20 protein-coding genes are annotated in these 23668 nt (G+C 68.9%); 7 read left to right on the top strand and 13 right to left on the bottom strand.

The window, feature by feature from the left end:
• Positions 1–16 precede the first annotated feature (16 nt).
• The 5 genes from mazG to AC3WQA_RS13655 are packed head-to-tail and all read right to left on the bottom strand — an operon-like array spanning position 17 to position 3808.
• Positions 17–841, bottom strand: a complete 825-nt coding sequence (gene mazG, locus AC3WQA_RS13675; RefSeq protein WP_492675596.1) for a nucleoside triphosphate pyrophosphohydrolase — start codon at positions 839–841, stop codon at positions 17–19.
• Positions 838–1659 (bottom strand): 3'(2'),5'-bisphosphate nucleotidase CysQ, encoded by an 822-nt coding sequence (cysQ, locus tag AC3WQA_RS13670; RefSeq protein WP_492675595.1) that lies wholly within the window; start codon positions 1657–1659, stop codon positions 838–840. Before cysQ ends, mazG begins: the two co-directional genes overlap by 4 nt.
• Positions 1656–2210, bottom strand: coding sequence for an ADP compounds hydrolase NudE (gene nudE, locus AC3WQA_RS13665; protein WP_492675594.1), 555 nt, complete (start codon positions 2208–2210; stop codon positions 1656–1658). The genes cysQ and nudE overlap by 4 nt, the downstream gene beginning before the upstream one ends.
• A gap of 18 nt (positions 2211–2228) precedes the next feature.
• A complete protein-coding gene (locus AC3WQA_RS13660; protein WP_492675593.1) occupies positions 2229–3020 on the bottom strand; it encodes an inositol monophosphatase family protein in 792 nt (263 codons plus the stop codon).
• Positions 3017–3808, bottom strand: coding sequence for a type II secretion system protein N (locus AC3WQA_RS13655; RefSeq protein WP_492675592.1), 792 nt, complete (start codon positions 3806–3808; stop codon positions 3017–3019). The genes AC3WQA_RS13660 and AC3WQA_RS13655 overlap by 4 nt, the downstream gene beginning before the upstream one ends.
• Positions 3809–3980: 172 nt before the next feature.
• Between AC3WQA_RS13655 and AC3WQA_RS13650 the strand changes: the two genes are divergently transcribed.
• Positions 3981–4715 carry a 16S rRNA (uracil(1498)-N(3))-methyltransferase gene (locus tag AC3WQA_RS13650; RefSeq protein WP_492675591.1) on the top strand — a complete coding sequence of 245 codons (735 nt, stop codon included), beginning with the start codon at positions 3981–3983 and terminating at the stop codon, positions 4713–4715.
• An 11-nt stretch (positions 4716–4726) separates the two neighbouring features.
• On the opposite strand, the gene AC3WQA_RS13645 is transcribed toward AC3WQA_RS13650, so the two are convergent.
• From AC3WQA_RS13645 to AC3WQA_RS13615, 7 genes are all read right to left on the bottom strand, one after another.
• Entirely contained in the window at positions 4727–5236 is a 510-nt protein-coding gene (locus AC3WQA_RS13645; protein ID WP_492675590.1) for a chemotaxis protein CheW, read from the bottom strand.
• Positions 5233–6828 carry a chemotaxis protein CheB gene (locus AC3WQA_RS13640; protein WP_492675589.1) on the bottom strand — a complete coding sequence of 532 codons (1596 nt, stop codon included), beginning with the start codon at positions 6826–6828 and terminating at the stop codon, positions 5233–5235. Before AC3WQA_RS13640 ends, AC3WQA_RS13645 begins: the two co-directional genes overlap by 4 nt.
• Positions 6821–12817, bottom strand: a complete 5997-nt coding sequence (locus AC3WQA_RS13635) for an Hpt domain-containing protein (protein ID WP_492675588.1) — start codon at positions 12815–12817, stop codon at positions 6821–6823. Before AC3WQA_RS13635 ends, AC3WQA_RS13640 begins: the two co-directional genes overlap by 8 nt.
• Positions 12818–12890: 73 nt before the next feature.
• Positions 12891–14918 carry a methyl-accepting chemotaxis protein gene (locus AC3WQA_RS13630; protein ID WP_492675587.1) on the bottom strand — a complete coding sequence of 676 codons (2028 nt, stop codon included), beginning with the start codon at positions 14916–14918 and terminating at the stop codon, positions 12891–12893.
• Between the two features lie 129 nt (positions 14919–15047).
• Positions 15048–15593, bottom strand: coding sequence for a chemotaxis protein CheW (locus tag AC3WQA_RS13625; RefSeq protein ID WP_492675586.1), 546 nt, complete (start codon positions 15591–15593; stop codon positions 15048–15050).
• Entirely contained in the window at positions 15590–15961 is a 372-nt protein-coding gene (locus tag AC3WQA_RS13620) for a response regulator (protein WP_492675585.1), read from the bottom strand. Before AC3WQA_RS13620 ends, AC3WQA_RS13625 begins: the two co-directional genes overlap by 4 nt.
• Before the next feature lie 23 nt (positions 15962–15984).
• Positions 15985–16395 (bottom strand): response regulator, encoded by a 411-nt coding sequence (locus tag AC3WQA_RS13615; protein ID WP_492675584.1) that lies wholly within the window; start codon positions 16393–16395, stop codon positions 15985–15987.
• A gap of 313 nt (positions 16396–16708) precedes the next feature.
• Here AC3WQA_RS13615 and gshB point away from each other — a divergent pair, with 313 nt between their 5' ends.
• The 6 genes from gshB to AC3WQA_RS13585 all read left to right on the top strand — a co-directional run bounded on the left by gshB (position 16709) and on the right by AC3WQA_RS13585 (position 22379).
• Positions 16709–17686, top strand: a complete 978-nt coding sequence (gene gshB, locus AC3WQA_RS13610) for a glutathione synthase (RefSeq protein WP_492675583.1) — start codon at positions 16709–16711, stop codon at positions 17684–17686.
• The gene (locus tag AC3WQA_RS13605; RefSeq protein ID WP_492675582.1) at positions 17683–18540 is read left to right on the top strand and encodes a cell envelope integrity TolA family protein; all 858 of its coding nucleotides are present in this window, start codon (positions 17683–17685) and stop codon (positions 18538–18540) included. Before gshB ends, AC3WQA_RS13605 begins: the two co-directional genes overlap by 4 nt.
• A 45-nt stretch (positions 18541–18585) precedes the next feature.
• Positions 18586–19155: a YqgE/AlgH family protein gene (locus AC3WQA_RS13600; protein WP_492675581.1), complete on the top strand. Its 570-nt coding sequence runs from the start codon at positions 18586–18588 to the stop codon at positions 19153–19155.
• Positions 19152–19604, top strand: coding sequence for a Holliday junction resolvase RuvX (ruvX, locus tag AC3WQA_RS13595; protein ID WP_492675580.1), 453 nt, complete (start codon positions 19152–19154; stop codon positions 19602–19604). Before AC3WQA_RS13600 ends, ruvX begins: the two co-directional genes overlap by 4 nt.
• Complete coding sequence (locus AC3WQA_RS13590; RefSeq protein ID WP_492675579.1) at positions 19601–20527, top strand: aspartate carbamoyltransferase catalytic subunit; 927 nt, start codon at positions 19601–19603, stop codon at positions 20525–20527. The genes ruvX and AC3WQA_RS13590 overlap by 4 nt, the downstream gene beginning before the upstream one ends.
• A 73-nt stretch (positions 20528–20600) precedes the next feature.
• Entirely contained in the window at positions 20601–22379 is a 1779-nt protein-coding gene (locus AC3WQA_RS13585; RefSeq protein WP_492675578.1) for a hypothetical protein, read from the top strand.
• A gap of 71 nt (positions 22380–22450) precedes the next feature.
• Here AC3WQA_RS13585 and AC3WQA_RS13580 read toward each other — a convergent pair whose 3' ends face one another.
• Positions 22451–23617: a PilT/PilU family type 4a pilus ATPase gene (locus tag AC3WQA_RS13580; RefSeq protein ID WP_492675577.1), complete on the bottom strand. Its 1167-nt coding sequence runs from the start codon at positions 23615–23617 to the stop codon at positions 22451–22453.
• Positions 23618–23668: the final 51 nt, after the last annotated feature.

Genomic DNA, 23668 nt, shown 5'->3' with positions numbered 1-23668 from the left:
GGCGGGCGACGCGGCCTCACCCTGTCGCGTCGTCCCGCTTGGCGCGCTGCCACAAGGCTTCCTGCGCGGCGAGGTCGTGATCGGACAAGGCACCACCCGCTTCGGCGGCGAGTGCTTCCATGCGGCGGAAGCGCCGCTCGAACTTGGCATTGGCGTGGCGCAGCGCGCGCGAGACATCCACCCCGGCATGGCGAGCCAGGTTGGTCGCCACGAACAACACGTCGCCGATCTCGTCCTGCAGCCGCGCGGGATCGGCGCCGGCCTCGAACTCGACGCGCACCTCATCCATTTCCTCGGCCAGCTTGTCCAGCAGCGGCCGATGATCGGGCCAGACGAAGCCCACCGTGGCGGCGCGCTGCTGCAGCTTCACCGCGCGCTTCCACTCGGGCAGGCCATGCGAGACGCCGGCCAGCGCGCTGGCATCGGGCGCCACGCCCTTGGTGGCGCGTTCGGCGGTCTTGAGTTCCTCCCAGGCCTGTTTCTGCGCGTCGAGATCGGCGTAGCTCACGTCGCCGAACACGTGCGGATGGCGACGGATCAGCTTGGCGTTGATCGCCTGCGCCACGTCGGCGAAACCGAACAGGCCGCGCTCGGACGCCATCTGTGCGTGGAACACCACCTGCAGCAGCAGGTCGCCCAATTCCTCGCGCAGGTCCTCATGGTCGCCGCGGTCGATGGCGTCGACCACCTCGTAGGCTTCCTCGATGGTGTAGGACGCGATGCTGGCGAAATCCTGCGCCACGTCCCACGGGCAGCCGCGCGCGGGGTCGCGCAGACGCGCCATGATCGCCAGCAGTTCCCCAAGCTGCTCCTGCGCGGCGGTGGCGTCTGGATGGCTCACGGCAGGCCGGCGGCGCGCAGCTTCGCCGGCCAGTCCAGGCTGGCGTCGCCCACCGCGATGAATTCGGGGTTGAGCAGGGATTCGCCGCGGTCGTAGCGCAGCGGCGCGCCGGCCAGATCCAGCACGGCGCCGCCGGCTTCCTCCAGCACGCATTGCGCGGCGGCGGTATCCCACTCGCTGGTGGGGCCGCGGCGCAGATAGACGTCCGCGCCACCGCGCGCCAGCAGGCAGAACTTCAGCGAGGAACCCAGCGGCCGCAGCGCGTAGCCCTCGCCCACCAGCTGGCGCAGGGTGTCCTCCTGCGAACCACCGTGCGAGCGGCTGCCGGCGACGATGACCGGCGACGCCAGCGTACGGGTGGTGATGCGTTCCCAATCGCCGTTCTCGGCCCGCTGTCGCCATGCACCGAGGCCGCGCGCGGCGGCAAACAGCTCGCCACTGGTCGGCGCCAGCACCACGCCGAGCACGCTCTGGTGGTTTTCGACAAGCGCAATGTTGACGGTGAACTCGCCGTTGCGCTTGATGAATTCGCGGGTGCCGTCCAGCGGATCGATCAGCCAGTGCCGCGGCCAGCTGCAGCGCTCCTGCCACGGCCGCTGGCTGGCCTCCTCGGACACCATCGGCAGGGTGGGATCGAGCGCGGCCAGCCCGGCGGCGATCACCTGCTGCGCGGCCAGGTCGGCGGCGGTGAGCGGGGAGTCGTCGGCCTTCCACTCGATGGCGAAGTCGCCGTCGTAGATCGCCATGATGGCTTCGCCGGCGCGGCGCGCCAGCGTGCCGACGGCCTGCAGCACGGGATGATCCGGAGCGTGGCTCATGCGATTTTCAACCGGCCGGCGAGGTATTCGCGCGCCATGAACAGCGCGGCGATGGAGCGGCCCTCGGTGACGTCGCTGCGCGTCACCAGGGTGTGCAGCTCGGCGAGTTTCCACGGCACCACTTCCAGCGGTTCGGGCTCGTCGCCGGGCAGGCGTTCGGGATAGAGCTCCTGCGCCAGCACCACGTGCGCCAGGTGCGACATGTAGGACGGCGACAGCGACAGCGTGTGCAGTTCCGTGAGCCGATGCGCGCCAAAACCCACCTCTTCCTTCAGCTCGCGATTGGCGCCGTCCAAGGCGTGCTCGCCAGCGTCCAGCCGGCCCTTGGGCAGGCCCAGCTCGTAGCGCTCCAGGCCCACGCCGTACTCGCGTACCAGCAGCACGGTTTCCGCATCGCGCATCGGCACGATGATGACTGCGCCCAGCCCGCCGGGCCGCATGCGCTCGAAGGTGCGGCGCTCGCCGTTGGAGAACTCCAGGTCGACCTGTTCCAGATGCAGGAAGCGGCTGTGCTCGATCGCACGCGTGGCATGAATGATGGGCTTGGACATGCCGCGATTGTATCCGCCTCAGTGCGCCAGCCGCCGCAGCGCCTCGGCATGGATCGCCGGCACCCCGGCCAGTACGCTGGTGGTGTCCAGCGTGAGCGGCTGGCCGTCCAGATCGCTGAACACACCGCCAGCCTCGCGCACGATGGCGGCCAGCGCGGCGACGTCGAGGATGTTCACGTCCGACTCGATCACCAGATCCAGGCTGCCGCGCGCCAGCAGGTGGTAGTGGCAGAAATCGCCATAGCCGCGGATGCGGTTGCTGTCGCGGATCATCGCGCCCAGTGCGCCCCAGCGCGCATCGCCGGTCAGCGTCTTCACGTTGCCGGTGGAAAGCGAGGCCTGCGCGAAGTCCGCGGTATCGGCCACGCGCACGCGCGCGCCCTCGAACCACGCGCCCTGGCCGCGGCTGGCCCACATCGTCTCGCCGTAGATCGGGGCGCTGGAAACGCCCAGCACCAGTTCGCCGCGTTCCATCAGCGCGATCTGGGTGGAGAAGAACGGCGTGCGGCGCACGAAGCTCTTGGTGCCGTCCAGCGGATCGACCAGCCACAGCAGGCCGTCGCGCGCGCTATCGAGGCTGTCGCTGTCGATGCCAAATTCCTCGCCGTAGATCGCGGCTCCGGGCAAGGCCGCGTGCAACACCTGGCGGATCGCCTGCTCGGCCTCGCGGTCGGCGACGGTCACCGGCGTGGCATCGCGCTTGAGCTCCACCGCCACCCCGCGTTTCCAGTAATGCCGGATCACCTCGGCGGCGGCGGCGGCGGCTTCGCGGGCGGCGGCGAGCGCGGCGGCGAGGGTCTCGGGCTTCATCGGGCGGGTTTCTCCGGGGGAAGGGCCGCGGCCAGTCCGCCGCGACGTTGTATGTGCACTGAGCCATCGGCCGCGGGCTTGCCCAGGGCGAGCAACCAGCGATGCAGCGCGGCATCGTTCTGCCGCGCCTGCGCGATGGCGTCGAGGCGCCAGCCCAGCGGGCTCAGCAGCAGCTCGCCCGAGGTGCGCAGCGGGCCGTTGCCGTCATCCTGCCATGACCCGCGGATCACGCCATCGGCTGCGGCGAGCTCGCCATGCAGGTTGCCCAGCGCCACGTCGCCGGTGCGGCTCGCCAACGCCGCCCGCCGCCACTGCCAATGCGCCTGCAACTGACTGGGCCAGCCGCTGCGCAGCAAGGCATGGTCGACGGTGAGCTCGAACTCGCCTCGCACCTGTCCCAGCGGCAGGCGCGGATGCGCCCCGGCAAGCAGCGCAGCGTCCAGCCGCAGGCGCACGTCCGACCATTCGTCCGCGCCATCGACGTGCCGACGCAGCCCGCCGTGCAAGGCGAACTGCGGCCCATCGACATCCAGTCGCAGGGCAACCCTGCCGAACAGCGCGCCACGCGACAGCTGCCACTGCGCCGCGCCGAGCGTATGGCCATCGCGCGTCAGCACTTGGCCGGCGCGGCCATCCCACAATGTGCCACTCACCTGCCGCACGTCCAGCCCGTGCAGCGCTCCCCGCAGCCAGGGCATGGCCCAGCGTGCCGGGAACCACCACAGCAGGGCGGCGGCACCCAGCAGCACGGCGGTCGCGGTCGAGAGGATTTTTCCCGGAGTCTTCAAGCGGCGCATCCGAAAGCCCGCACGCAGCACGGCGTGTGGCGGCGACCCATGATGATAACCGCCCCATGCCCATGCGGCTCATGCTCGCGCGGCGAGGCGGCTTCCTTCATGGGCATATGGAAGCCGGCAACGCGCGCCTCGTCTATGCTTGCCTTTTGTCCGGAACCGCCGCATGCGCACCATCCGCATCCATGTCGACCTGCCGCTTGCCGTCGGCGCCGAGCTGACGCTGCCAGCGGCGGCCGGCGAGCATGTGGCGCGCGTGTTGCGCCTGACCGTCGGCGACCCGCTCACCCTGTTCAACGGCGACGGCGCCGACTATGCGTGCGCCATCCTCGCCGCAGGCAAGCGCGAGGTACGGGTGCAACTGCAAGCGCGGCGGGAGGTGCACAGCGAATCGCCGCTGCGGCTGACTCTGGCGCAGGGCGTGGCGCGCGGTGAAAAAATGGATCTGATCGTGCAAAAGGCCACCGAACTGGGCGTGGCGCGCATCGTGCCGATCTTCACCGAACGCGCGGAGGTACGACTGGACGCCGCGCGTGCCGAGAAACGACTGGCACACTGGCGCGCGGTGGCCGCCAGCGCCTGCGAACAATGCGGCCGGGCCCATCTGCCGGAGATCGCGCCGGCCGCGTCGCTGGACGCCTGGCTGGCCACGCTGGCCGACGACGGCGCGCTGCGTCTGGCGCTGTTGCCCGAGGCCACCACCAGCGCGCGCGCGCTGCCGGACGCACCGAACGGCATGCTGCTCGTGGTGGGGCCGGAAGGCGGGTTGGGCGAGGCCGACGTGGGCGCCCTGTCGGATGCCGGTTTCCATGGCCTGCGGCTGGGGCCGCGTATCCTGCGCACCGAAACCGCGGGTCTGGCCGCGCTGGCCAGCTTGCAGGCGTTGCGCGGGGATTTCTAAAGGGCGTGGCCTCAGGCCGCGTCGCCGTCCTGCGCAGCAAACGCCACCGGCTCATCCTCCGGCAGGTATTGCATCAGTTCCAGCTCGATGCCTTCGAGGTCGGGGATGACGGCGACGTCGTCGCGCACCAACACCCGGGCGGCCACGCCCTGCGGCAAGGCATGCCCGTCGTGGGTGGGAATGACCAATTCGGAGTTCACCGTGGTCAGGCGCGGAAAGCCGCGCGTAAGCACGGCAATGAACGGCAGCCTGGGGTTTTCACCCAGCGCCTTCAGCACGGCGACGCGCACGGTCAACTCGGTATCGCCCTCGCCGACGCCAGCCAGTTTGGCAAAGGCGATCAGCGGCACGCGCCAGCCACGCCAGGCAATACGGCCGACCAGCCAGGCCGGCGCACCAGGCAAGGCCTCGTGCTCCGGCTGGGTGATGACTTCCGCCACGGTGGTATTGGGCAGCAGCAGGCGCAGGCTGCCGGTGGGCACCAGCACGCAGCGGATTTCGCGGGGCAGCACGTCGCTCATGGATAAACCTCGATCAGGTGCGCCGCCAACTCCTGCGGCGTTCCGGAATAGCCCACCAGGTGTTCGGCATAGATGGCGCCGACCATATCGCCGAGGTGCTCCCCGGCGCCGGATTCCACCCAGATTTGCCCACCACGGTCGTGGATGGCCTGCGCTCCGGCCACCGCGTCGGTGGCGCGGCCGGCAAACACGATGCCCAGGGCGTCGCGACCGAACACGCCCGCGGCCATGCTGAAGCTGGCGTCGATGGTGGGCATGCCCGCAGCTGCATCGGCGCTGCCCGGTTTCAATTCGATGCTGCCGTCGCGCAGCAATTGCACCTGGTTGCCGGCGGGCACCAGCAGCACCTCGCCGCCGCGCGCACGCGCGCGATCCGCGGCCAGCCGCACCGGCAAGGCACTGGCGGCCTGCAGGTGTTGCAATATCTCATCCGCGCCGCGCTCACCGTAGTGCTGGGTGAGCACCAGCGTGTAGCGCGCCGTGCCAGGGATGTCCGCCAGGAAGCCGCAGGCCGACGCCAGCCCATCGGGTGCAGCGCCCAGCCAGACCACCCGGGTCGGTACGGCACCGAGATCGTCCAGCAGCATTTCGGTGGGTTCCCACGCCGTGGGCGCCACCGCCTCTTCCATCGACACCAGTTCCAGGCTGAAGGTGGGCTCCAGGTCGGAGGCCACCGGCGCCACGTCGGGCGCGAGGAAATCCGCCGCGCTCAGTTTCTGGATGCCGAACTGGGCGGCATCGGGGCGGGCCGTGTCGGCGGCTGGCTGCGTGTCGTCGACCAGCGACCAGCCTTCCGGCACCGCCGGCGGGGTGGGCGCCGGCGCCTCTCCCACGGGCGCAGGTTCGGCCACGATCCCGGGCGCTGGCGCAAGCGCCGCAGCGGCCTCGGACAATTCTGACCACGCGCTGGACAACTCGGGATTGAGCTCGTCCAGGCGCACAGGTTCGCCGTGCCCCAGCGTCGGCTCCGCCTCGCCATGGTGGGCAAAGTCGCCTTCGGGCGCATCCAGCAACGCGGCAAGCTCGGCTTCCAGATCATCCGTGGTGGCGCGTTCCAGCGGCGCCACTTCCGTGCCCTCGATGTGCGCGTCGGGCGATGCCAGTTCATTCGACGCGGCGAACGCCTCGGCAGGCATGTCCTGCGCGTATCCGGTCGCTGCGATAGCGGCTGTCGGCGCGGGGGGCTCCACGGTGGGAGCCGGCGCTGCCACGGACACCTCCACGGGCTGCGCGCCCGGCGGTCGTGGCGGATCCACGTCGGCGCCGGCCAACACCTTGGCGGCCAGATGGCGTGCCCAGCGCGCGCGATCCCAACCGCCCAACCCCCGGCTTGCGCTGGCGTCGTTGAACACCAGCCGCGGCCGCTCGCCGCCGATCAATGCGTACAGGCGGTCAAAGGCTGCGTCGTCGTCATCGTCGAGGTTGACCACCAGCACGTCGGGATCGAGCTGGCGCAACTGCTCGCCATCCAGGCCGGCGACCTGGCCTTCGTGCACGATCGCCGCGCCCAGCTCCTGCAGCACCTGCCGCAATTGGCCACCCAGTTCGGCATCGTCGAACAGCAGCGCTACCGTCGGCCGGGCCTCAACCATGGTTCGGCTCCGTCGAGGTCAGCTGTCGGGCGCGCTGATCCAGCACTTCGCCGATCTGCACCAGCAGCTCGGCCTCCTGGTAGGGCTTGCCGAGGTAGCGATCCACGCCGATGTCGAAGGCACGCTGGCGGTGTTTCTCGCCGGTACGCGAGGTGATCATGATGATCGGCACCCCACGCAGGCGCGGGTCGGCCTTCATGTGGGTAGCCAGCTCGTAGCCGTCCATGCGCGGCATCTCGATGTCGAGCAGCATGAGGTCGGGCACGCGCTCGACCAGTTTCTCCAGCGCATCGACACCGTCCTTCGCCGTGCTGACGTCGAACTCGTGGCGCTCCAGCACGCGGCCGGTGACCTTGCGCATGGTGATGGAGTCGTCGACCACCATCACCAGCGGGCGGGCACGCTGCTCCTCGATCATCGGCACCTGCACGACGCTCAGGCCTTCGGCCAGGCGCTGCTCGCGGCGTGCCGCGCTGTGGCGTACCAGCGGGGCGAGGTCGAGAATCATCAGCACCGAACCGTCACCCATGATGGTGGCGCCCAGCACGCCGGGCACCGAGCTGACCTGCGGGCCCACCGACTTCACCACCACCTCGCGCGAGCCGAGCACGGCATCGATGCGGATGGCCGCGCGCAAGTCGCCGGTGCGCGCGAGCAGCAACGGCGGCTGCTCGCCCTCCGGCACCACGCCGGGCGGCAGGCCAAGCAGTTCGGCCAGCTCGTGGATGCTGTAGTCCTCGTTGCCGTGGGTATAGCTGGGGTTCTGTTCGGCCAGCCGGGCCGCCAGTTCTTCCGGCGTGACGCGGGCCACGCCCTGCACCGAGGTCATCGGAATGGCGAAGGTGGCTTCGCCGATGCGCACCAGGATGGCCTGGGTCACTGCGAGGGTGAACGGCAGGCGCAGCACGAAGGTGGTGCCACGCCCCTCTTGCGACTCGATCGCCAACGAACCGCCGAGCTGCTTGATTTCGTTGGCCACCACGTCCATGCCCACGCCACGGCCGGCCAGTTGGGTGACCGCGCTGGCGGTGGAGAAGCCGGTCTGGGTGATGAGGCCGAGCAACTGTTCGTCGCTCGGGTTCGCGTCGGCATGCAGCAGGCCTCGCTCGATGCCGCGCTGGCGGATCGCCTCGCGGTTCAGGCCGCGGCCGTCGTCGCTGACGCGAATCACCACTTCGGTGGCCTCGCGCGCCACGGCGATGCGCACGGTGCCCTCGCCGTCCTTGCCAGCCTTGATGCGCTCGGCCGGCAACTCGATGCCGTGGGCCACGGCGTTGCGCAACATGTGCTCGAACGGCGCCTTGATGCGGTCGAGCATGTTGCGATCCATTTCGCCATGCGCCCCGTCCACGTGCAGCTGGGCGAGTTTGCCTTCCTCCTGCGCCGCCTGGCGCAGGGTGCGGCGCAGGTTGGGCACCATGGTGTCGAACGGCAGCATGCGCGTGCGCAGCAGGCCTTCCTGCAGTTCGGTGCTGACGCGCGACTGCTGCACCAGCAGGTTTTCGGCCTGGCGGGTGAGCTCGTCCAGCGTGCCCTGGATGGACACCAAGTCGGAGACCGACTCGGCCAGCGCGCGGGAGTACTGCTGCAACTGCGAGAAACGGTCGAGCTCAAGCGGATCGAACGCCACCGCGCTGCCCGCCTCGCGGTGCTCGCGCTGGAAGCGCGCGATGATCTGCGCCTCGGTTTCGATTTCCAGCATGCGCAGCTGGCCGCGCAGACGCTGCACCGTCTGGTCGAGTTCCACCAGGTTGGAGCGGTAGCCGGTGACCTGCTGCTCCAGGCGGGAACGGTAGATCGCCACCTCGCCGGCATGGTTCACCAGGTTGTCCAGCAGCTCGGCGCGAACGCGGATCTGCTCCTGCACGACGTGCGCCGCCTCGGTCGGCTGTTCGAGCGGCAGCAAGGCGGGCAATCCGGGCTCGGCCGCCATCGGCACGGCAGCCGGCGCAATCGCGACGGGCGCTTCGACCGCTGCCTCGGCGGGTTTCTTCTTGCCGGCCAGTTCCAGCAGGTGATCGATGGCGGCTTGCGGGTGGGCTGGCATCCGGCCCTGCGCTACCTGTTCGGCCATGGCGTGCAACTGGTCGAAGCTGACCTCCAGCTCGCCGATCAGCAGTGCCGCCCGTTCGGCGTCGGACACCGGCTTCTCAAGTACGGTTTCGATGGCGTGGGTAAGGTCACCCACCGGCATCAGGCCGGCGATACGCGCGCCGCCCTTGAGCGTATGCAGGTCGCGCTGCAGTTCCGGCAGGTGCGCCGCCGTGGCCGCCGGCTCGGCGCGCCATTGCGCCAGCACGCCATCGGCATGGTCGAGGATCTCGCGCGCCTCCTCCACGAACACTTCGACCAGGTCGGCGTCCAGCGTCAAGGCCTCGCCCGCCGGAGCCACCGCCTCGGCGGCGGCCCTGGCACGCGCCGCACGCTGTTCGGCTGCCGCGCGTTCCGCCGCCGCACGCATCTGCGCCTCGGCCGCCTCGCGCGCCGCCTGCTCCTGCGCCAGGCGCGCCTTTTCGGCGCGTTCCTGCTCGACGCGTTCCTGCTCGGCGCGCTCCTGCTCGATACGCTCCTGCTCGGCGCGCTCCTGCTCGATACGTTCCTGCTCGGCACGCTCCTGCTCGATACGCTCCTGCTCGGCACGTTCCTGCTCGATACGCTCCTGCTCGGCACGTTCCTGCTCGACACGCTCCTGCTCGGCGCGTTCCTGTTCGATACGTTCCTGCTCGATGCGTTCCTGCTCGGCGCGAGCGGCGGCTTCGGCGCTTTCTTCGTGCGCGGCCTGCGCGGTGTCCGGGTCGAACGAACCCAGGGCCGCCATCAGTTCGCCGACGTAGTCGTCGTGCGCGGCCTCGTGGTGCGCCTCTTCAGGCAGGGTCGGCGTCGCGGGAACCGGCGCCGCCTCATCCGCCTCGGGTGACGACTCGGGCGCGGGCTCGTCGCCGACGGCCGCCTCTTCCGGCTCCACCACGGCAATACCGGTGTCGCCGTGGGCCGTATCCGCATTGACGTGCGCCACCAGCGATTCCGGATAGCGGTCACGCATTTCGGTCAATTGCGCCGTCAGCAGGTCGACATTGGGCAACTGCGGCATGGCGACATCGAACTGCGCCATGACGTGGTCGACCACATCGGCGGCGCGTTCGAGCAGGCGCACGCCGTCTTCCGGCAGCGGCTGGTTTGCGCCGCGTACCCGCTTGAGCAGGCTTTCCAGTGGCGCCAGCAACTGGGTCAGCACGGGAATCTCGACCATCGCGATGGCGCCGTGCAAGGTATGCACCGCACGCAGCAGGCCTTCGCCCACCGACATGGCACCACCGCCACGCTGCACGGCGGTGCGAATGGTCTGCAGGTACTGCGCCACTTCGCTGCGCAGGATTTCGAGCAACACCGGATCGACCGAAGGCAACGGCGAAATGGCAATGGTCGACAGCGGCTCGACCGGCTCGGCAGCGGCAAGACTGAAGGCATCCGTGACGTCGGCCACCGGCACTTCACCCGCACGGGCATCGAGCCGCGGCACGCGCCGGCGGACGATACGGCGCACGGTTTCGGTGGCGGCGCGGGCATGATCTTCGACGCGCGCGTCGGCATCGCCGGCCGCCAGCCGGTTGGCCGTTTCCATGATGGCTTCGAGCGGCGCATGCGGCACGCCCTCGCCCTTCAGGGAAGCAAGCAATTGCGGCAGGGCCTCGATGGCCTGACGCACCACCGCCTGCACGCCATCATGCGGCTCGATGGAGCGATCGAGCACGCGGTTCAGCATGTTTTCAACCCGCCAGGCGAACTCGCCCAGCGCAGCGATGCCGACCAGGCGGCCGGAACCCTTCAGGGTATGGAAGGAGCGGCGAATCGGCGTCAGCGCCTCGAACTTGGTCGGGTCGGCCAGCCAGATGCTCTGCGCACCCTTGAGGCTGTCGATCTCCTCCTGCATCTCCTCCAGGAAGATGTCGCGGATATCGTCATCGATGCCCTCGGCCTGGTCGTCGAAGCGCATGGCCTCGGCCAGCACGTCGTGTGCGGGCACCTGCTCCTCGATTTCTTCCTCGATCTCCATCCAGTCGGCATCGTCGACCGACGCGGCAACCATCGGCGTCGCGGTGGGCTCGGTCTGCGCCAGGCGCAGGCCCCCGATATCGTGTGCCGATGTTTCGGCCGGCGTTTCCGGGGCGACGAACAGCTGGGTCGCATCGCTGCCCGGGTACAGGCTGACGGATTCGGAAAGCGACTGCGCCACCGGTTCCGGCGCGGCTTCCACGGCGGGCTCCGGCAACGCCCGCAGTGCCGGCAACGGCCAGTAGCCAAGCTGCTGGAGGCTGTGCTCGGCCACGTCGATGATGTGATCCAGCCCGGCGCGGTGCTCGCGCGCCGCCTCGAGGTAATACTCCAGCGCGGCCAGCGCATCGGCGAGGTGATCCATCTGCGCGCTGCTGGGCACACGATGGTCGACCAGTATCTCGTTGTGGATGAAACGGCCGATGCCTTCGGCCAACGCGGCGGGACGCTCCGCCGACAACATGCGGACAGCGCCGGCCACTTCGTTCATCTGCGCGGGAACATCAGCCAGGCCGCTTTGATCCCAGCCGGACTCGACGAAGCCGACGACGGCTTCCTTGACGTTTTCGATATTGCGGATGGCCTCGGCCATCACCGCCGTCAGCACGCCTTGCGCCTCGCTGCGCGGCAGGCCGGGCTTCTCATCGCCGGCGTGCGGTTGCTCATCCGAGCCGAGGCTCTCGATGTGGTCGTCCAGCGAAGCCTCGACGTAAAGCAGCGCCCCGGCGATGTCGAGCAGGGCGGCGTCGTTGGCGGCACGCATCTTGCTGGCGATCTCGTCCAGCATGCGGCGTTGTTCGTCGACCACCCGCCGCGGCACCGAGAGCGCCAGCATGCCAAGGGTGTCGGCCACGCGGCCGAGCAGGTCGCACTGCGGCGCCAGCGACGCCGGGTCGGCGCCGGGCTGGCGCTGGAACAGATCCAGCGCCTCCTTGACGCGCAGGAGATCCTCCTTGAGCGCCTTGGCCACCGAGTCGAGCAGGGCGCGGTTGTGCCCGGCCATCGAGCCGCGGGCGTGTTCGAGTTCCTCGGCGTCAGGCAGCAGACTGTCCAGGGCGTAGGTGCGGTTCATCAATTCCATCTGCGGGCTGCGCTGCCGCGACTGCGCCACGAGATAGAGCAGGCGATTGCACAATTCGTCGGTATCACCGCCGCGCAGGCTGTCCTCGCCCAGCTCGATCAGCTGGCGGATGTGGCGATCCACCTTGCCCAGAAGCTGCCGCAACTCGGTGGCTTGCGCCCCGAGCATGCCGTGTTCCAGGCCTTCGATCGCGCCAGCGGCGATCCACCACAAGCGGCGGCCGTGCACGTGAAAGCAGCGTGCGGCGATGGCCAGCAGGGCGCGTCGCATGCCGCCCAGCGGCCGCGTCTGGGTCTGTCCGCGGAACCAGGCCAGCAGATATTGCTGGAACTGCAGGCGCAACTCGGGCAGCTCGCTGCGCTTTTCGCGCGCCTGCGACTCGCTCATCGCTGCCGGCGCCTGCGCCGGCAGGAAGGCGTCGAGATTAGGGCGGAACAGCGCCGCTTCGGTCAGCGCCTCTTCGTTGCGGCAGGCACGCAGGTCGTTCAGCAGCGGCAGCAGCACCACCGGCACATCGCGATGGCCGCCGGCGATGCGTTCCAGGTAATCCGGCAGCTGCATCAGGCCACGCATCATCGTGGCGTAGGCATCCTCGCGTTGCGCGACACGGTTGTCGAGCAGCGCCCTGGCCAGCGCTTCCAGTTCCGTGGCGACCAGCGCCGGCCCCTGCAGCTCCACCATCCGCAGCGTGCCATGCACCTGGTGCAGGTACGCCGCGCAGCTGCGCATGGCGGCGCCGTCGGCGGGGTCGTCGACGTAGGAGGACAGCGCCTCGCGGGCGTCCGAAAGCGTCTGTTCGAGCTCTGGATGCACCCATTGCAGCGTGCTGAAATCGATGTGGTCTTGAATTCTCATGCGACTCTCTCAGCAGCTGCGTGGCACCTTGCCACATCACCAGCGAGACTGCCCCCTGTTGTGTGGATCGCCGTCAACCCGGCAGCTTGAAGTGGGCCACCGAACGCCGCAGGTCGCTGGCGAGCTGGGCCAACGTACCGATCGAATCGGCGGTGCGGCTGGCACCCTGCGAGGTTTGCGAGGTGATTTCCCGGATCGCGTTCATCGATTGCGAAATATCGGTAGCCGCCACCGACTGCTGGCGCGCCGCGCTGGAGATGTTCTGAATCAGCGCCGACAGATCGTGCGACACGCGCTCGATGTCGCCCAGCGCGCTGCCGGCGTCCTCCGCCTTGCGCGCACCGGCCACCACTTCGGCGGTGGTCTGTTCCATTGAGTTCACCGCCTCGTTGGTATCGGACTGAATGGTCTGCACCAGGGTTTCGATACGCTTGGTGGCGCTGGTGGAGCGTTCGGCCAGTCGCTGCACTTCGTCCGCCACCACCGCGAAGCCTCGGCCCGCCTCGCCGGCCGAGGCCGCCTGGATCGCCGCGTTCAAGGCCAGGATGTTGGTCTGCTCGGCGATGTCGTTGATGAGTTCCACGATCGAGCCGATTTCCTGCGAGGATTCGCCCAGCCGCTTGATGCGCTTGGAGGTCTCCTGGATCTGGTCGCGGATCGAGTCCATGCCCGAGATGGTTTCCCGCACCACCTCGGCGCCGTGCGAGGCGATCTGCACCGAGCGCTCGGCCACGTCGGCCGATTCGGCGGAGTTCTTCGACACGTGGTCGAGCGAGCTGGCGATCTCGTTGATGGCGCCGGTGGCGGTGCTGATCTGCTGCGCCTGCTGCTCGGCCGCGTCGGCCAGGTGGCGCGCGGTGGTCTGCGACTCCTGCGCCGAGGTGGACACCTGCTCCGAGGTTTCGTTGATGGTGGTCACCAGGGTGCGCAACTCGTCGATGGCGTAGTTCACCGAGTCGGCGATGGCACCGGTGATCTCCTCGGTCACCGTGGTTTTCACCGTCAGGTCGCCTTCGGCCAGCGCGCCCATTTCGTCCAGCAGGCGCATGATCGCCTCCTGGTTGCGCTGGTTGAGCGAGGTGGATTCGGCGAAGCGGCGGCGCTGGTCGCGCACCAGGCTGACCACCAGCAAGAGGGCAAAAGCCACCGCGGCAATGGCCGACAGCAGGCCCCACCACACGTTGGGGAAGAAACGGCGCAGCGGCAGCTTGCCGATCTGGTCGGCGAGGTCGTTCGCGCGCAGCAGCACGGACTGCGAGTCCAGCGAGGCCTTGGTACCGGCCTGCTTCACCGTGGCGAGATTGCCGGAAGCGGACACCAGTTTGGCCAGCGGATCGGACAACTTGTTCCAGTCGTTCGCCATCCCGGTGAGGATCTTGCGCGCATTGGCGTCGCCGATCGGCTTGACGCCGCTGTCGGCATTGCCCGAGATCAACCCCTGCAGCACGTTGCCGTACAGCTGGCCATCGCGCTGCAGGCCGTCGGCGGCCGCCTGGGCGTTGTCGCCGCCCTGCAGCACCTCCTGCACGCGGCGGATGATGCGGTCGGCCGACAGCATCTGGCGCGAGGTGCCCAGCATCTGCTCGGCGCTACCGTTGTGCTGCTGCAGGATGTTGACCACCTGCTCCATGCTGGAGTTGAGCAACGGCATCTGTTGCGACACGGTGGCCGCGCGCTGGCCCGAATCGAGTACCACGGCCTTGTTCGACAGAATCTGGTTGATGTCGCTGTCGAGCTGTTTCCAGGCGACGTCCAGCGTGCCCAGCGCACGCCCGGCCGGCGTCGCGTTGCCGGAGTAGGCATGCATGCCGGTGGCCGGATCGCCCTTGTCGAGGCGCCGCACGGCGGCATCAATTGCGTTGCGGGTGCCCTCCAGCTCCTTGTACGAGTTGGCATTGCCGTCGGACGACTCCAGCGCGAACTTCGCGGTCTGCTGCGACAGCACCTGGATCTGCGTGGTCAAGGCCACCGCCTGGCGATCCTCGCCGTTCTTCACGTTGAGCTGCCAGAAATCCAGTGCCGCGAAACCGATCGCGACCAGCAACAGGACAATGAGAGTGGTATTGCCACGCTCCTTGCCGACGCCCCCTGTAGTGCTCATGTTCACCTCTGTCCGTCTGCTTCGCCGGATGCCGGCCCGCCTTCGCGGAATTCGGCCCCGTGGATTTGTCGCCTCAAGATACCCGGCCCGTACCAGCGCCCGCCCTGCCCGCCCGCCGCTGCCGTGGCGTCAAGCCGCAGCCTGGCGAAAGTCGGGTGCCCGCACCAACCGGTTCATGCTCAACACCACCACCTGTCGCTCGCCCTCGCCCACGCGCTGCTCGGCGAAACGCACCAGCCGCGGATCGTCCTCCGGCACCGCAGCGCGCCACTGCTCCTGGTCGACGGTGCGCTGGCCGAACACTTCGTCGACCAGCAGCGCCACGCTGCCGCCGGCTTGGCGCACCACCAGGAGCCGGGTGCGGTCGGTCATCGCCGTGCGCTCGTCGAACAGGAAGCGCCCCAGGTCGATCACCGGCATCAGGTTGCCGCGCACATTGGCCACGCCAAGCAGCCACGGCAGGGTGCCCGGCACCGGGGTCAGCGCAGGAATGGCGAGCAGTTCGTTGATCTCGCCGATCTCGCTGGCCAGCGTCCGCGCGCCCACGCGATAACCGATGCCGCGCCACAGGCCGGGCGCGTCCATCCGCCCGCTGGTGTCCGAGGCGTGCGCCAGCGACAGCCGCTCGTAGCGGGCCAGTATCTCGAAGGGGGTAAGGCCTGGGGTTGCGTTCATGCCGCGCTCGACAGCAGTTGGTTGATGCAGGCGAGCAACTCGCCCTCGTTGACCGGCTTGGTGATGAAGGCGCGCGCGCCCTGGCGCAGCCCCCACACGCGATCGGTTTCCATGGCCTTGGTGGTGATCATCACGATCGGCACCATGGACGTGGCCGGGTCGCGGCTCAGCGTGCGGGTGGCCTGAAAGCCGTTCATGCCAGGCATGATGACGTCCATGATGACCAGCGCCGGCGGCGCGCTGCGCACACGCTCGATGCCTTCCTCGGCCGTACCTACCGCCACAGCCTGATGCCCGGCCCGCTGCAGCAGTGCGGTGAGCACGCGCACATCGGTCGGCGAGTCGTCGATGATGAGAATGTCCGCCACAGGTTCCCCCCGAGGATCTGCGGTCAGCGGCTGGCAGGCGTACTGACGTATTGATGGATCGCACCCAGCAGCTCGTCGCGCGTGAACGGCTTGGTGAGGTACTGCTCCGCGCCCACGATGCGTCCACGCGCCTTGTCGAACAGGCCGTCCTTGGAGCTGAGCATGATAACCGGCGTGTTGCGGAACTGCGGATTGTTCTTGATGAGCGCGCAGGTTTGGTAACCGTCCAGCCGCGGCATCATGATGTCGACGAAGATGATCGCGGGCTTCTGGTCGGCGATCAGCGCCAGCGCCTCGAAGCCATCGACCGCGGTGAGCACTTCACAGCCTTCTTTTTTCAGCAGGGTCTCTGCCGTACGCCGGATGGTCTTGGAGTCATCGATCACCATGACCCTCAAACCAGCCAGACCATCCGTATTCGCGTTCAGATTCATTCTCTCCCCCTGCCACCCCGACCGGGCCCAGGACAATCGCAACCGATGGGTGGCTAGCATGACGTCAGCGCACCCGACAAACAATCCCTGCACGCGAACCTTTTGCAGCCCGCACGGCGGCTGCGCTTCCACGTCAGTTGTTTACTGCCTGCCCGCAAGCGCGTCAAGCAACGGCATGCGAGCGCGCGCGTGCGCGGCGGTGCAGCAAGCTGGCGCCACGGGCACGCCCCGCAGCAACACCGCTTGTGGTCGACCGGCGCGCTGGGCGACCATCGCGTCTGCGCCGAGCCCGTCATCGTCCAAGGAGATCCCCATGCCGTTCGCTGTCGCCGTACTGATGGACCCCATCGGCGCGATCAAGCCGGCCAAGGACACCAGCCTGGCGATGCTGCTGGAGGCGCAGCGCCGCGGCCATGCCCTGCACTACATGGAACAGGGCGATCTGGCATTGCGCGACGGCGCGCCGTGGGCCCGGTTGCGCCCGCTGACCGTGCGCGACGACGCCTGCGACTGGTTCGCGCTGGGCGAACCCGCCTGGCGCAAGCTCGCCGACATGGACGTGGTGCTGCTGCGCAAGGACCCGCCGGTGGATGCGCAATTCATCTACGACACCATGGTGCTGGAAGCCGCCCAGCGCCTCGGCGTGAACGTGGTGAACGACCCGCGCGCGTTGCGCGACTGCAACGAGAAGCTGTTCGCGCTGCAGTTTCCGCAATGCATCGCGCCCACCCTGGTCAGCCGCGATGCCGGCGAGCTGCGCCGTTTCGTGGCCGCGTGCGGCGAGGCGGTGCTGAAGCCACTGGACGGCATGGGCGGGCGCGGCATCTTCAAGGTCAAGGCCGGCGACGGCAACCTCAATTCCATGCTGGAAACCCTGCTCGCCGGCGGCCCGCACGGCGAGGGCCGGCAGTTCGCCATCGCGCAGCAGTTCATCCCGGCGATCAGCGCGGGCGACAAGCGCATCCTCGTGATCGACGGCGAGCCGGTGCCCTACGCGCTGGCGCGCATTCCGCAGGGCGACGAGTTCCGCGGCAACCTCGCCGCCGGCGGCCGTGGCGAGGGCGTGCCGCTGTCCGAGCGCGACTGCTGGATCGCCGCCCAGGTGGCACCGGAGCTGCGCCGGCGTGGACTGCGCTTCGTGGGCCTGGACGTGATCGGCGACTACCTCACCGAGATCAACGTCACATCGCCGACCTGCGCCCGCGAGCTGGATCGGCAATTCGGACTTAATATCGCCGGCTTGCTGTTCGACGCCATCGAACAACACCCTGCCGGACATCCCGCTACGTGAGTACCGTTGCCGCACGCCCCGCCGATCCGATCGGTGCCACCTTGCTGTTTTCCCTGCTGCTGCACGGCGTGCTGCTGCTGGGCATCACCTTCCATTTCGCCAAGCCGCGGCCCAGCCTGCCCACGCTGGACGTCACCTTGGTCAACGTGGCCAACCGCGAAGCGCCGGACAAGGCCGACTTCCTCGCCCAGGCGAACAACCGCGGCGGCGGCCAGGACGACCATGCGGCGCGCCCCTCGCAGCCCTTCACCGGCGCCCTGCCCAAGCCCACGCCCGGCACCGCCGAGCAAGCCGTGACGGCGGCCACCCCGGCGGCGCGTGAAGCCACCCCCGAGCGTCTCGTCACCACCCGCGGTCAGACCGACTTTGGCGCACCCAGCGACACCGCACAGACCGCGGTGCCAGCCGACACCGCGCCCAATGCCGCCGAACTGCGCCGCGCACAGGAAATGGCCCAGCTTGCCGCCGAGGTACGCGCGCAGTCGCAGGCCTATGCCAGGCGCCCACGCAAGAAGTACATCTCGGCCAACACCACCGAATACGCCTACGCCGCCTATATGCGCGGCTGGTCCGACCGCGTCGAGCGGGTGGGTAACCTGAACTACCCGGAGCAAGCGCGCGAACGCGACCTGCACGGCGACCTGCTGCTCACCGTGGGCATCAACCGCGACGGCTCCATCCGCAGCATCGACATAATCCGCAGCTCCGGAGAGCCGCTGCTGGACGCCGCTGCCAAACGCATCGTGCAGTTGGCCGGGCCGTTCCCGCCGCTGCCCGGCGACGCCCCGGTGGATCAGCTCTACATCACCCGCACCTGGCAATTCCTGCCCGGCGGCGTCCTGCGCAGCAAGTAGGCCGGCGCTGCCGACTCTTCACGGTCGCGGGCTTACAATGGGCGCATGAGTCGCACCGCTCCCTCCTCGCTCACCGGCCACTTCCTGATCGCCATGCCGGCGCTGGCCGAGCCGCCGTTCGCACGTGGCGTGGCGCTGTTGTGCCAGCACAGCGAAGAAGGCGCGGTCGGCCTGCTGGTCAACCAGATCTCGCCCTACCGCTTCGGCGACGTGCTGGCACAGCTGAAACTGGCCTGCAGCGACCCCGAACTCATCGACGCGCCGGTGCTGATCGGCGGCCCGGTGCAGCCCGAACGCGGCTTCGTGCTGCACCGCGAGCACGGCCACTGGGAAGCCAGCTATCGCGTCAATTCGGCCTGGTCGGTCACCACCTCGCGCGACATCCTGGTGGCCATGGCCGCTGGCGAAGGCCCGCACCAGGCGATCATGGTGCTGGGCTATGCGGGCTGGGACGCCGGCCAGCTCGAACAGGAGTTGATGGCCAACGCCTGGCTCACCACCGAAGCCTGCGAGCGGGTGATCTTCGACACGCCGCTGGAAGAACGCTGGAGCGCCGCCGCCGGCCTGGTCGGCTTCGACCCGCGCCAGCTCGCGATCTACGCGGGCCACGCATGAGCTGCGCCTTCGGTTTCGATGTCGGCAGCAAGCTGATCGGCGTGGCGGTGGGCAACGCGCTCACCGCCAGCGCCCGTGCGCTGGCCACCGTGGCCGTGCACGACGGCACGCCCGACTGGCCGGCGCTCGATGCCCTGCAACGCGAATGGCAACCTGCATCCTTGGTGGTCGGCCTGCCGCTCACCCTGGACGGCGGCGAACAGCCCGCCAGCCGCCGCGCCCGCCGCTTCGCCGAACAGTTGCAGGCACGCTACGGCACCCCCGCCATGCTGGTGGACGAACGCCACAGCTCGCAGGAAGCCGCGCGCCGCTTCGCCGCCGCGCGCGCCGCCGGCCAGCAGCGCCGCCGCGATGGCGCCGCCATCGACGCCGTGGCTGCCGCCGTGATCCTCGAACGCTGGCTCACCCTGCCCGCGCCCCTTTCCGTCATCGATACCACCACGCCATGAGCCCACGCCTGCGCCATCTCACCACCCTGGAAAACCTGCCACGCGAGAGCATCGAGCGCCTGCTCGATCGCGCCATCGCCATGCGCGACGCCTGCGCCCACGGCACGCGCAAGCTGGACACGCTGGCTGGGCGCACCGTGCTGAACTTCTTCTTCGAACCCTCCACCCGCACGCGCACCTCGTTCGAGCTGGCGGCGCGCCGGCTCGGCGCCGACGTGGTGAACTTCAATATCGGCGCCTCCTCCACCGTGAAGGGCGAGGCGCTGTACGACACCTTGCACACGCTGGAAGCCATGCATCTGGACGCCATCGTGGTGCGCCACAAGGTTTCGGGCACGCCGGACGAGATGGTGCGCCACGCGATGAGCGGCGTGTCGGTCATCAACGCCGGCGACGGCAACCGCGCCCATCCCACCCAAGGCCTGCTCGACGCGCTCACCATCCGCCAGCACCGGCCGGATTTCGAGGACCTCACCATCACCATCTGCGGCGACATCCGCCACTCGCGCGTGGCGCGCTCGGATGTGCACGCCTTCAGTGCATTGGGCGCGAAGGAAATCCGCCTGTGCGCCCCGGCCGCGCTGTTGCCCGAGGCCGCCGAATTCCCGCAGTGCCGCCTGCTGGACAACTTCGACGACGCCATCGAAGGCAGTGACGTGGCCATCATGCTGCGCCTGCAAAAGGAGCGCATGGCCGACACCGAACTGCCCGACGAGGCCGCCTACTTCCAGCACTACGGCCTGGATGCGCGCCGCCTCGCCCGCGCCGCCAAGGGCTGTCTGGTGATGCACCCGGGCCCGCTCAACCGCGGCATCGAGATCGCCGACGAGGTGGCCGACGGCGCGCAATCGCGCATCCTCGAACAGGTCGCCAACGGCGTGTTCGTGCGGATGGCCGTACTGGGCGAACTGTTGGCGCGCTGAGCGCCGTTTTGCGCCGCAACAAAGTCGCGAAACCGGGCATAATCCCCGCTTTCCCCACTCTCCGGAATTCGTCATGGCATCGAGGACGCGGTTGACCGCGCTGGGGCTGGCCTTCGTTCTGCTGACGGCCTGCTCGCACAAGGACAAGAACGCGCCACTGGCCTTCGTACCGGCAGACACGCCCTACGTCGTCGCCAACCTGGACGTGCCGGACGAGGCCACGCGCCAGGCGCTGCTGGCCCAGAGCGATGCGCAGCTGCCCGCACAACTGGCGCAACTGGACGCCTTCGCCACTCGCCTTGCCCCGAACGATCCCGACGCCGCCCGCCTCGCGCGCGCCTTCTCCGCCGAACTCAAGGGCAAGACCATCGAGGCCTTCGCCCAAGCCAACGGCCTCGACCTCAAGGGCCATTTCGCGCTCTATGGTGAAGGCATGGCGCCGGTGCTGCGCGTGGAACTGCGCGACCCCAAGGCCTTCGACGCCTTCGTCCGCCGGCTGGAAACCGCCTACGGCAAGCCGCTCGACACTGCCACGCTGGCCACGCAAAGCTACCGCCGACAGGTGCTCGCCACCGCCGGCACGCAGGTGATCCTGGCCGTGGTCGGCAAGCAGATGGTGGCGGCCCTGCTGCCGATGGATGCCTCCACCGCCCTGTTGCGCCAGACGCTGGGGCTGGATCGGCCGGCGAAGAGCCTGCAGGACGACGGCCGGCTCGCCACCCTGGCCAAGGGCAAGGGCTACGCCAAATGGCTGGTGGGCCAGCTCGACCTCACGCGCGCCCTGCCGCTCCTGCTCGGCGGCAACGACCCGCTGATGGCCGCGATCGAACAAGCCCATGCCCGCGCCGAATCGGCCCGCACCGGCGAGCCGGTGGCCAACCTGCTCACCAGCCACCCGCCCGCCTGCACCAGCGAAGCGGCCCGCATCGCCGCGCGGGTGCCCACAGCCAGCTTCGGCTACACCCGGCTCGACGCCCACCACCAGGACGCACGCTTCGACGTGGCGCTGGCCGGCGACATCACCCAGGCCTTCGGCGGCCTCAAAGTGGCGCTACCCGGGCTGGGTGGCGGTGACGCCGCGCCGCTGGACGTGAGCCTCGCCCTGCCGGTGGCGGAGCTGCGCACGTTCTGGACGGCGCAAGCCGACGCAGTCGCGGCCAAACCCTTCGCCTGCCCGGCGCTGGCCGACCTCAACGACACCTTCGCCAAACTGGGCGAGGCCTTGCCCAAGGCGGCGATCCCGCCGTTCGGCAACCTGCTCGGCCTGCGCATCGCGCTGGACAGCTTCGGCGCCGCCAAGGCCGACGGTCTGCCCGACATCAGCGGCCGCCTGGTGATCGGCAACAGCGACCCCACCGGCCTGCTCGCCACCAGCCAGATGATGGTGCCCGCGCTGGCCAAGCTGCGCGTCGCCCCCAATGCCGCGCCGGTGGCTCTGCCCAAGGAGATGAGCGCCCTGTTCGGCCAGCCGGCATGGCTCGCGCAGGGCGACCGGGCGCTGGCGCTGGGCGTGGGCGCGGGCGAGGACGCCAAGCTGGCCGCCAGCCTGCACGACCGTACCGGCGAAGCCGGGCAAATGGCCCGTATGCACCTCGCCGGCGGCATGTACCTCGCCTGGCTGAAGTTCATGGAGGCCAAGGCCGACGACCTGGCCGCCGTCGCCGGCCAGTTCGACCAGCACGATGCGGCGCCGGACGATGCCGCCGCCGTGGCCGCCGGCACCGACGTCGCACGCAACAAGGCGCAGTTCGCCAGCATGGAGGCCCAGGCGCAGCGGGTGGAAAGCATCGACGCCGAGCTGCGCGTGGACACCGCCGGCCTCGTCGTCACCAGCCACACCACGCTGAAGTAGCCCGCCGCCGGCCGGCCGTGAACGAAGAAGGCGCCCCATGGGCGCCTTCTTCGTTCACGGCACGTGCCGTTTCAGCGCTGCAGCAGCCGCCCGTTGAAATTGTCGCCACCACGGGTTTCCTCCACCTCCACGCCCTCCAGCCCCTGCGACAGCGTGTGCGCGTCGCCACCCTGGGCCAGCTTGATGCGCAGGCGCACCTCGTTGGCGCTGTCGGCGTGGCGCAGCGCATCCTCGTAGCTGATCTCGCCGGCGTGGTAGAGCTCGACCAGGCTCTGGTCGAAGGTCTTCATGCCGAGCAGGTTGGAGTCCTTCATCACATCCTTGAGTTTGTGGATGTCGCCCTGGCGGATGTAGTCCTGCACCAGCGGTGTGCCCAGCAGGATTTCCACCGCCACCCGCCGCGCCTTGCCGTCCGGGGTGGGGATCAGCTGCTGCGCCACCACGCCCTTGAGGTTCATCGACAGATCCATGAAGAGCTGCTGGCGGCGATCCTCGGGGAAGAAATGCAGGATGCGATCCATCGCCTGGTTGGCGTTGTTCGCGTGCAGCGTGCACAGGCACAGGTGGCCGGTCTCGGCGAAGTTGATCGCGTGCTCCATCGTCTCGCGCGTGCGCACCTCGCCGATCATGATGACGTCGGGCGCCTGGCGCAGGGTGTTCTTCAGCGCGTTGTCCCAGCTGTCGGTGTCGATGCCCAGCTCGCGCTGGGTGATGATGCAGCCCTCGTGCTTGTGCACGTATTCGATCGGGTCCTCGATGGTGATGATGTGGCCGGTCGAGTTCTGGTTGCGGTAGCCGATCATCGAGGCCAGCGAGGTGGATTTGCCGGTACCGGTGCCGCCCACGAAGATGATGATGCCGCGCTTGGTCATCGCCAGCTGCTTGATGACCGGCGGCAGGCTCAGCTCCTCGATGGTCGGGATCTTCGACTCGATCCGACGCAGCACCATGCCCACGCAGTTGCGCTGGTAGAAGCACGACACGCGGAAGCGGCCCACGCCCTGCGCGGAGATCGCGAACTGGCACTCGTGGGTCTTCTCGAACTCCTCGCGCTGCGAGGGCGTCATCACGTTCAGCACCATGTCGCGCGACTGCTGCATCGACAGCGGACTCTGCGTGATCGGCACGATGCGCCCCTGAATCTTCATCGACGGCGCCACGCCCGCGGTGATGAACAGGTCGGAGGCCTGCTTGTGCACCATCAGCTTGAGGAAGGAGGTGAAATCGAAGTCGCTCATGGCTTTGGTCCGGGCATGGGGGATCGAGGATAAGGCACAGGTGGAAGCAGC

The organism is Rhodanobacter sp. FW106-PBR-R2A-2-24 (genome assembly GCF_058789615.1).
Note: the sequence above shows the minus strand (reverse complement) of the source record. Positions and strands in the feature narration are given on the sequence as shown.

Excerpts from the sequence above, each read along its gene's own strand:
- cysQ (WP_492675595.1), bottom strand. The coding sequence starts at position 1,659 with ATGAGCCACGCTCCGGATCATCCCGTGCTGCAGGCCGTCGGCACGCTG.
- nudE (WP_492675594.1), bottom strand. The coding sequence starts at position 2,210 with ATGTCCAAGCCCATCATTCATGCCACGCGTGCGATCGAGCACAGCCGC.
- AC3WQA_RS13660 (WP_492675593.1), bottom strand. The coding sequence starts at position 3,020 with ATGAAGCCCGAGACCCTCGCCGCCGCGCTCGCCGCCGCCCGCGAAGCC.
- AC3WQA_RS13650 (WP_492675591.1), top strand. The coding sequence starts at position 3,981 with ATGCGCACCATCCGCATCCATGTCGACCTGCCGCTTGCCGTCGGCGCC.
- AC3WQA_RS13645 (WP_492675590.1), bottom strand. The coding sequence starts at position 5,236 with ATGAGCGACGTGCTGCCCCGCGAAATCCGCTGCGTGCTGGTGCCCACC.
- AC3WQA_RS13640 (WP_492675589.1), bottom strand. The coding sequence starts at position 6,828 with ATGGTTGAGGCCCGGCCGACGGTAGCGCTGCTGTTCGACGATGCCGAA.
- AC3WQA_RS13635 (WP_492675588.1), bottom strand. The coding sequence starts at position 12,817 with ATGAGAATTCAAGACCACATCGATTTCAGCACGCTGCAATGGGTGCAT.
- AC3WQA_RS13630 (WP_492675587.1), bottom strand. The coding sequence starts at position 14,918 with ATGAGCACTACAGGGGGCGTCGGCAAGGAGCGTGGCAATACCACTCTC.
- AC3WQA_RS13625 (WP_492675586.1), bottom strand. The coding sequence starts at position 15,593 with ATGAACGCAACCCCAGGCCTTACCCCCTTCGAGATACTGGCCCGCTAC.
- AC3WQA_RS13615 (WP_492675584.1), bottom strand. The coding sequence starts at position 16,395 with ATGAATCTGAACGCGAATACGGATGGTCTGGCTGGTTTGAGGGTCATG.
- gshB (WP_492675583.1), top strand. The coding sequence starts at position 16,709 with ATGCCGTTCGCTGTCGCCGTACTGATGGACCCCATCGGCGCGATCAAG.
- AC3WQA_RS13600 (WP_492675581.1), top strand. The coding sequence starts at position 18,586 with ATGAGTCGCACCGCTCCCTCCTCGCTCACCGGCCACTTCCTGATCGCC.
- ruvX (WP_492675580.1), top strand. The coding sequence starts at position 19,152 with ATGAGCTGCGCCTTCGGTTTCGATGTCGGCAGCAAGCTGATCGGCGTG.
- AC3WQA_RS13590 (WP_492675579.1), top strand. The coding sequence starts at position 19,601 with ATGAGCCCACGCCTGCGCCATCTCACCACCCTGGAAAACCTGCCACGC.
- AC3WQA_RS13585 (WP_492675578.1), top strand. The coding sequence starts at position 20,601 with ATGGCATCGAGGACGCGGTTGACCGCGCTGGGGCTGGCCTTCGTTCTG.
- AC3WQA_RS13580 (WP_492675577.1), bottom strand. The coding sequence starts at position 23,617 with ATGAGCGACTTCGATTTCACCTCCTTCCTCAAGCTGATGGTGCACAAG.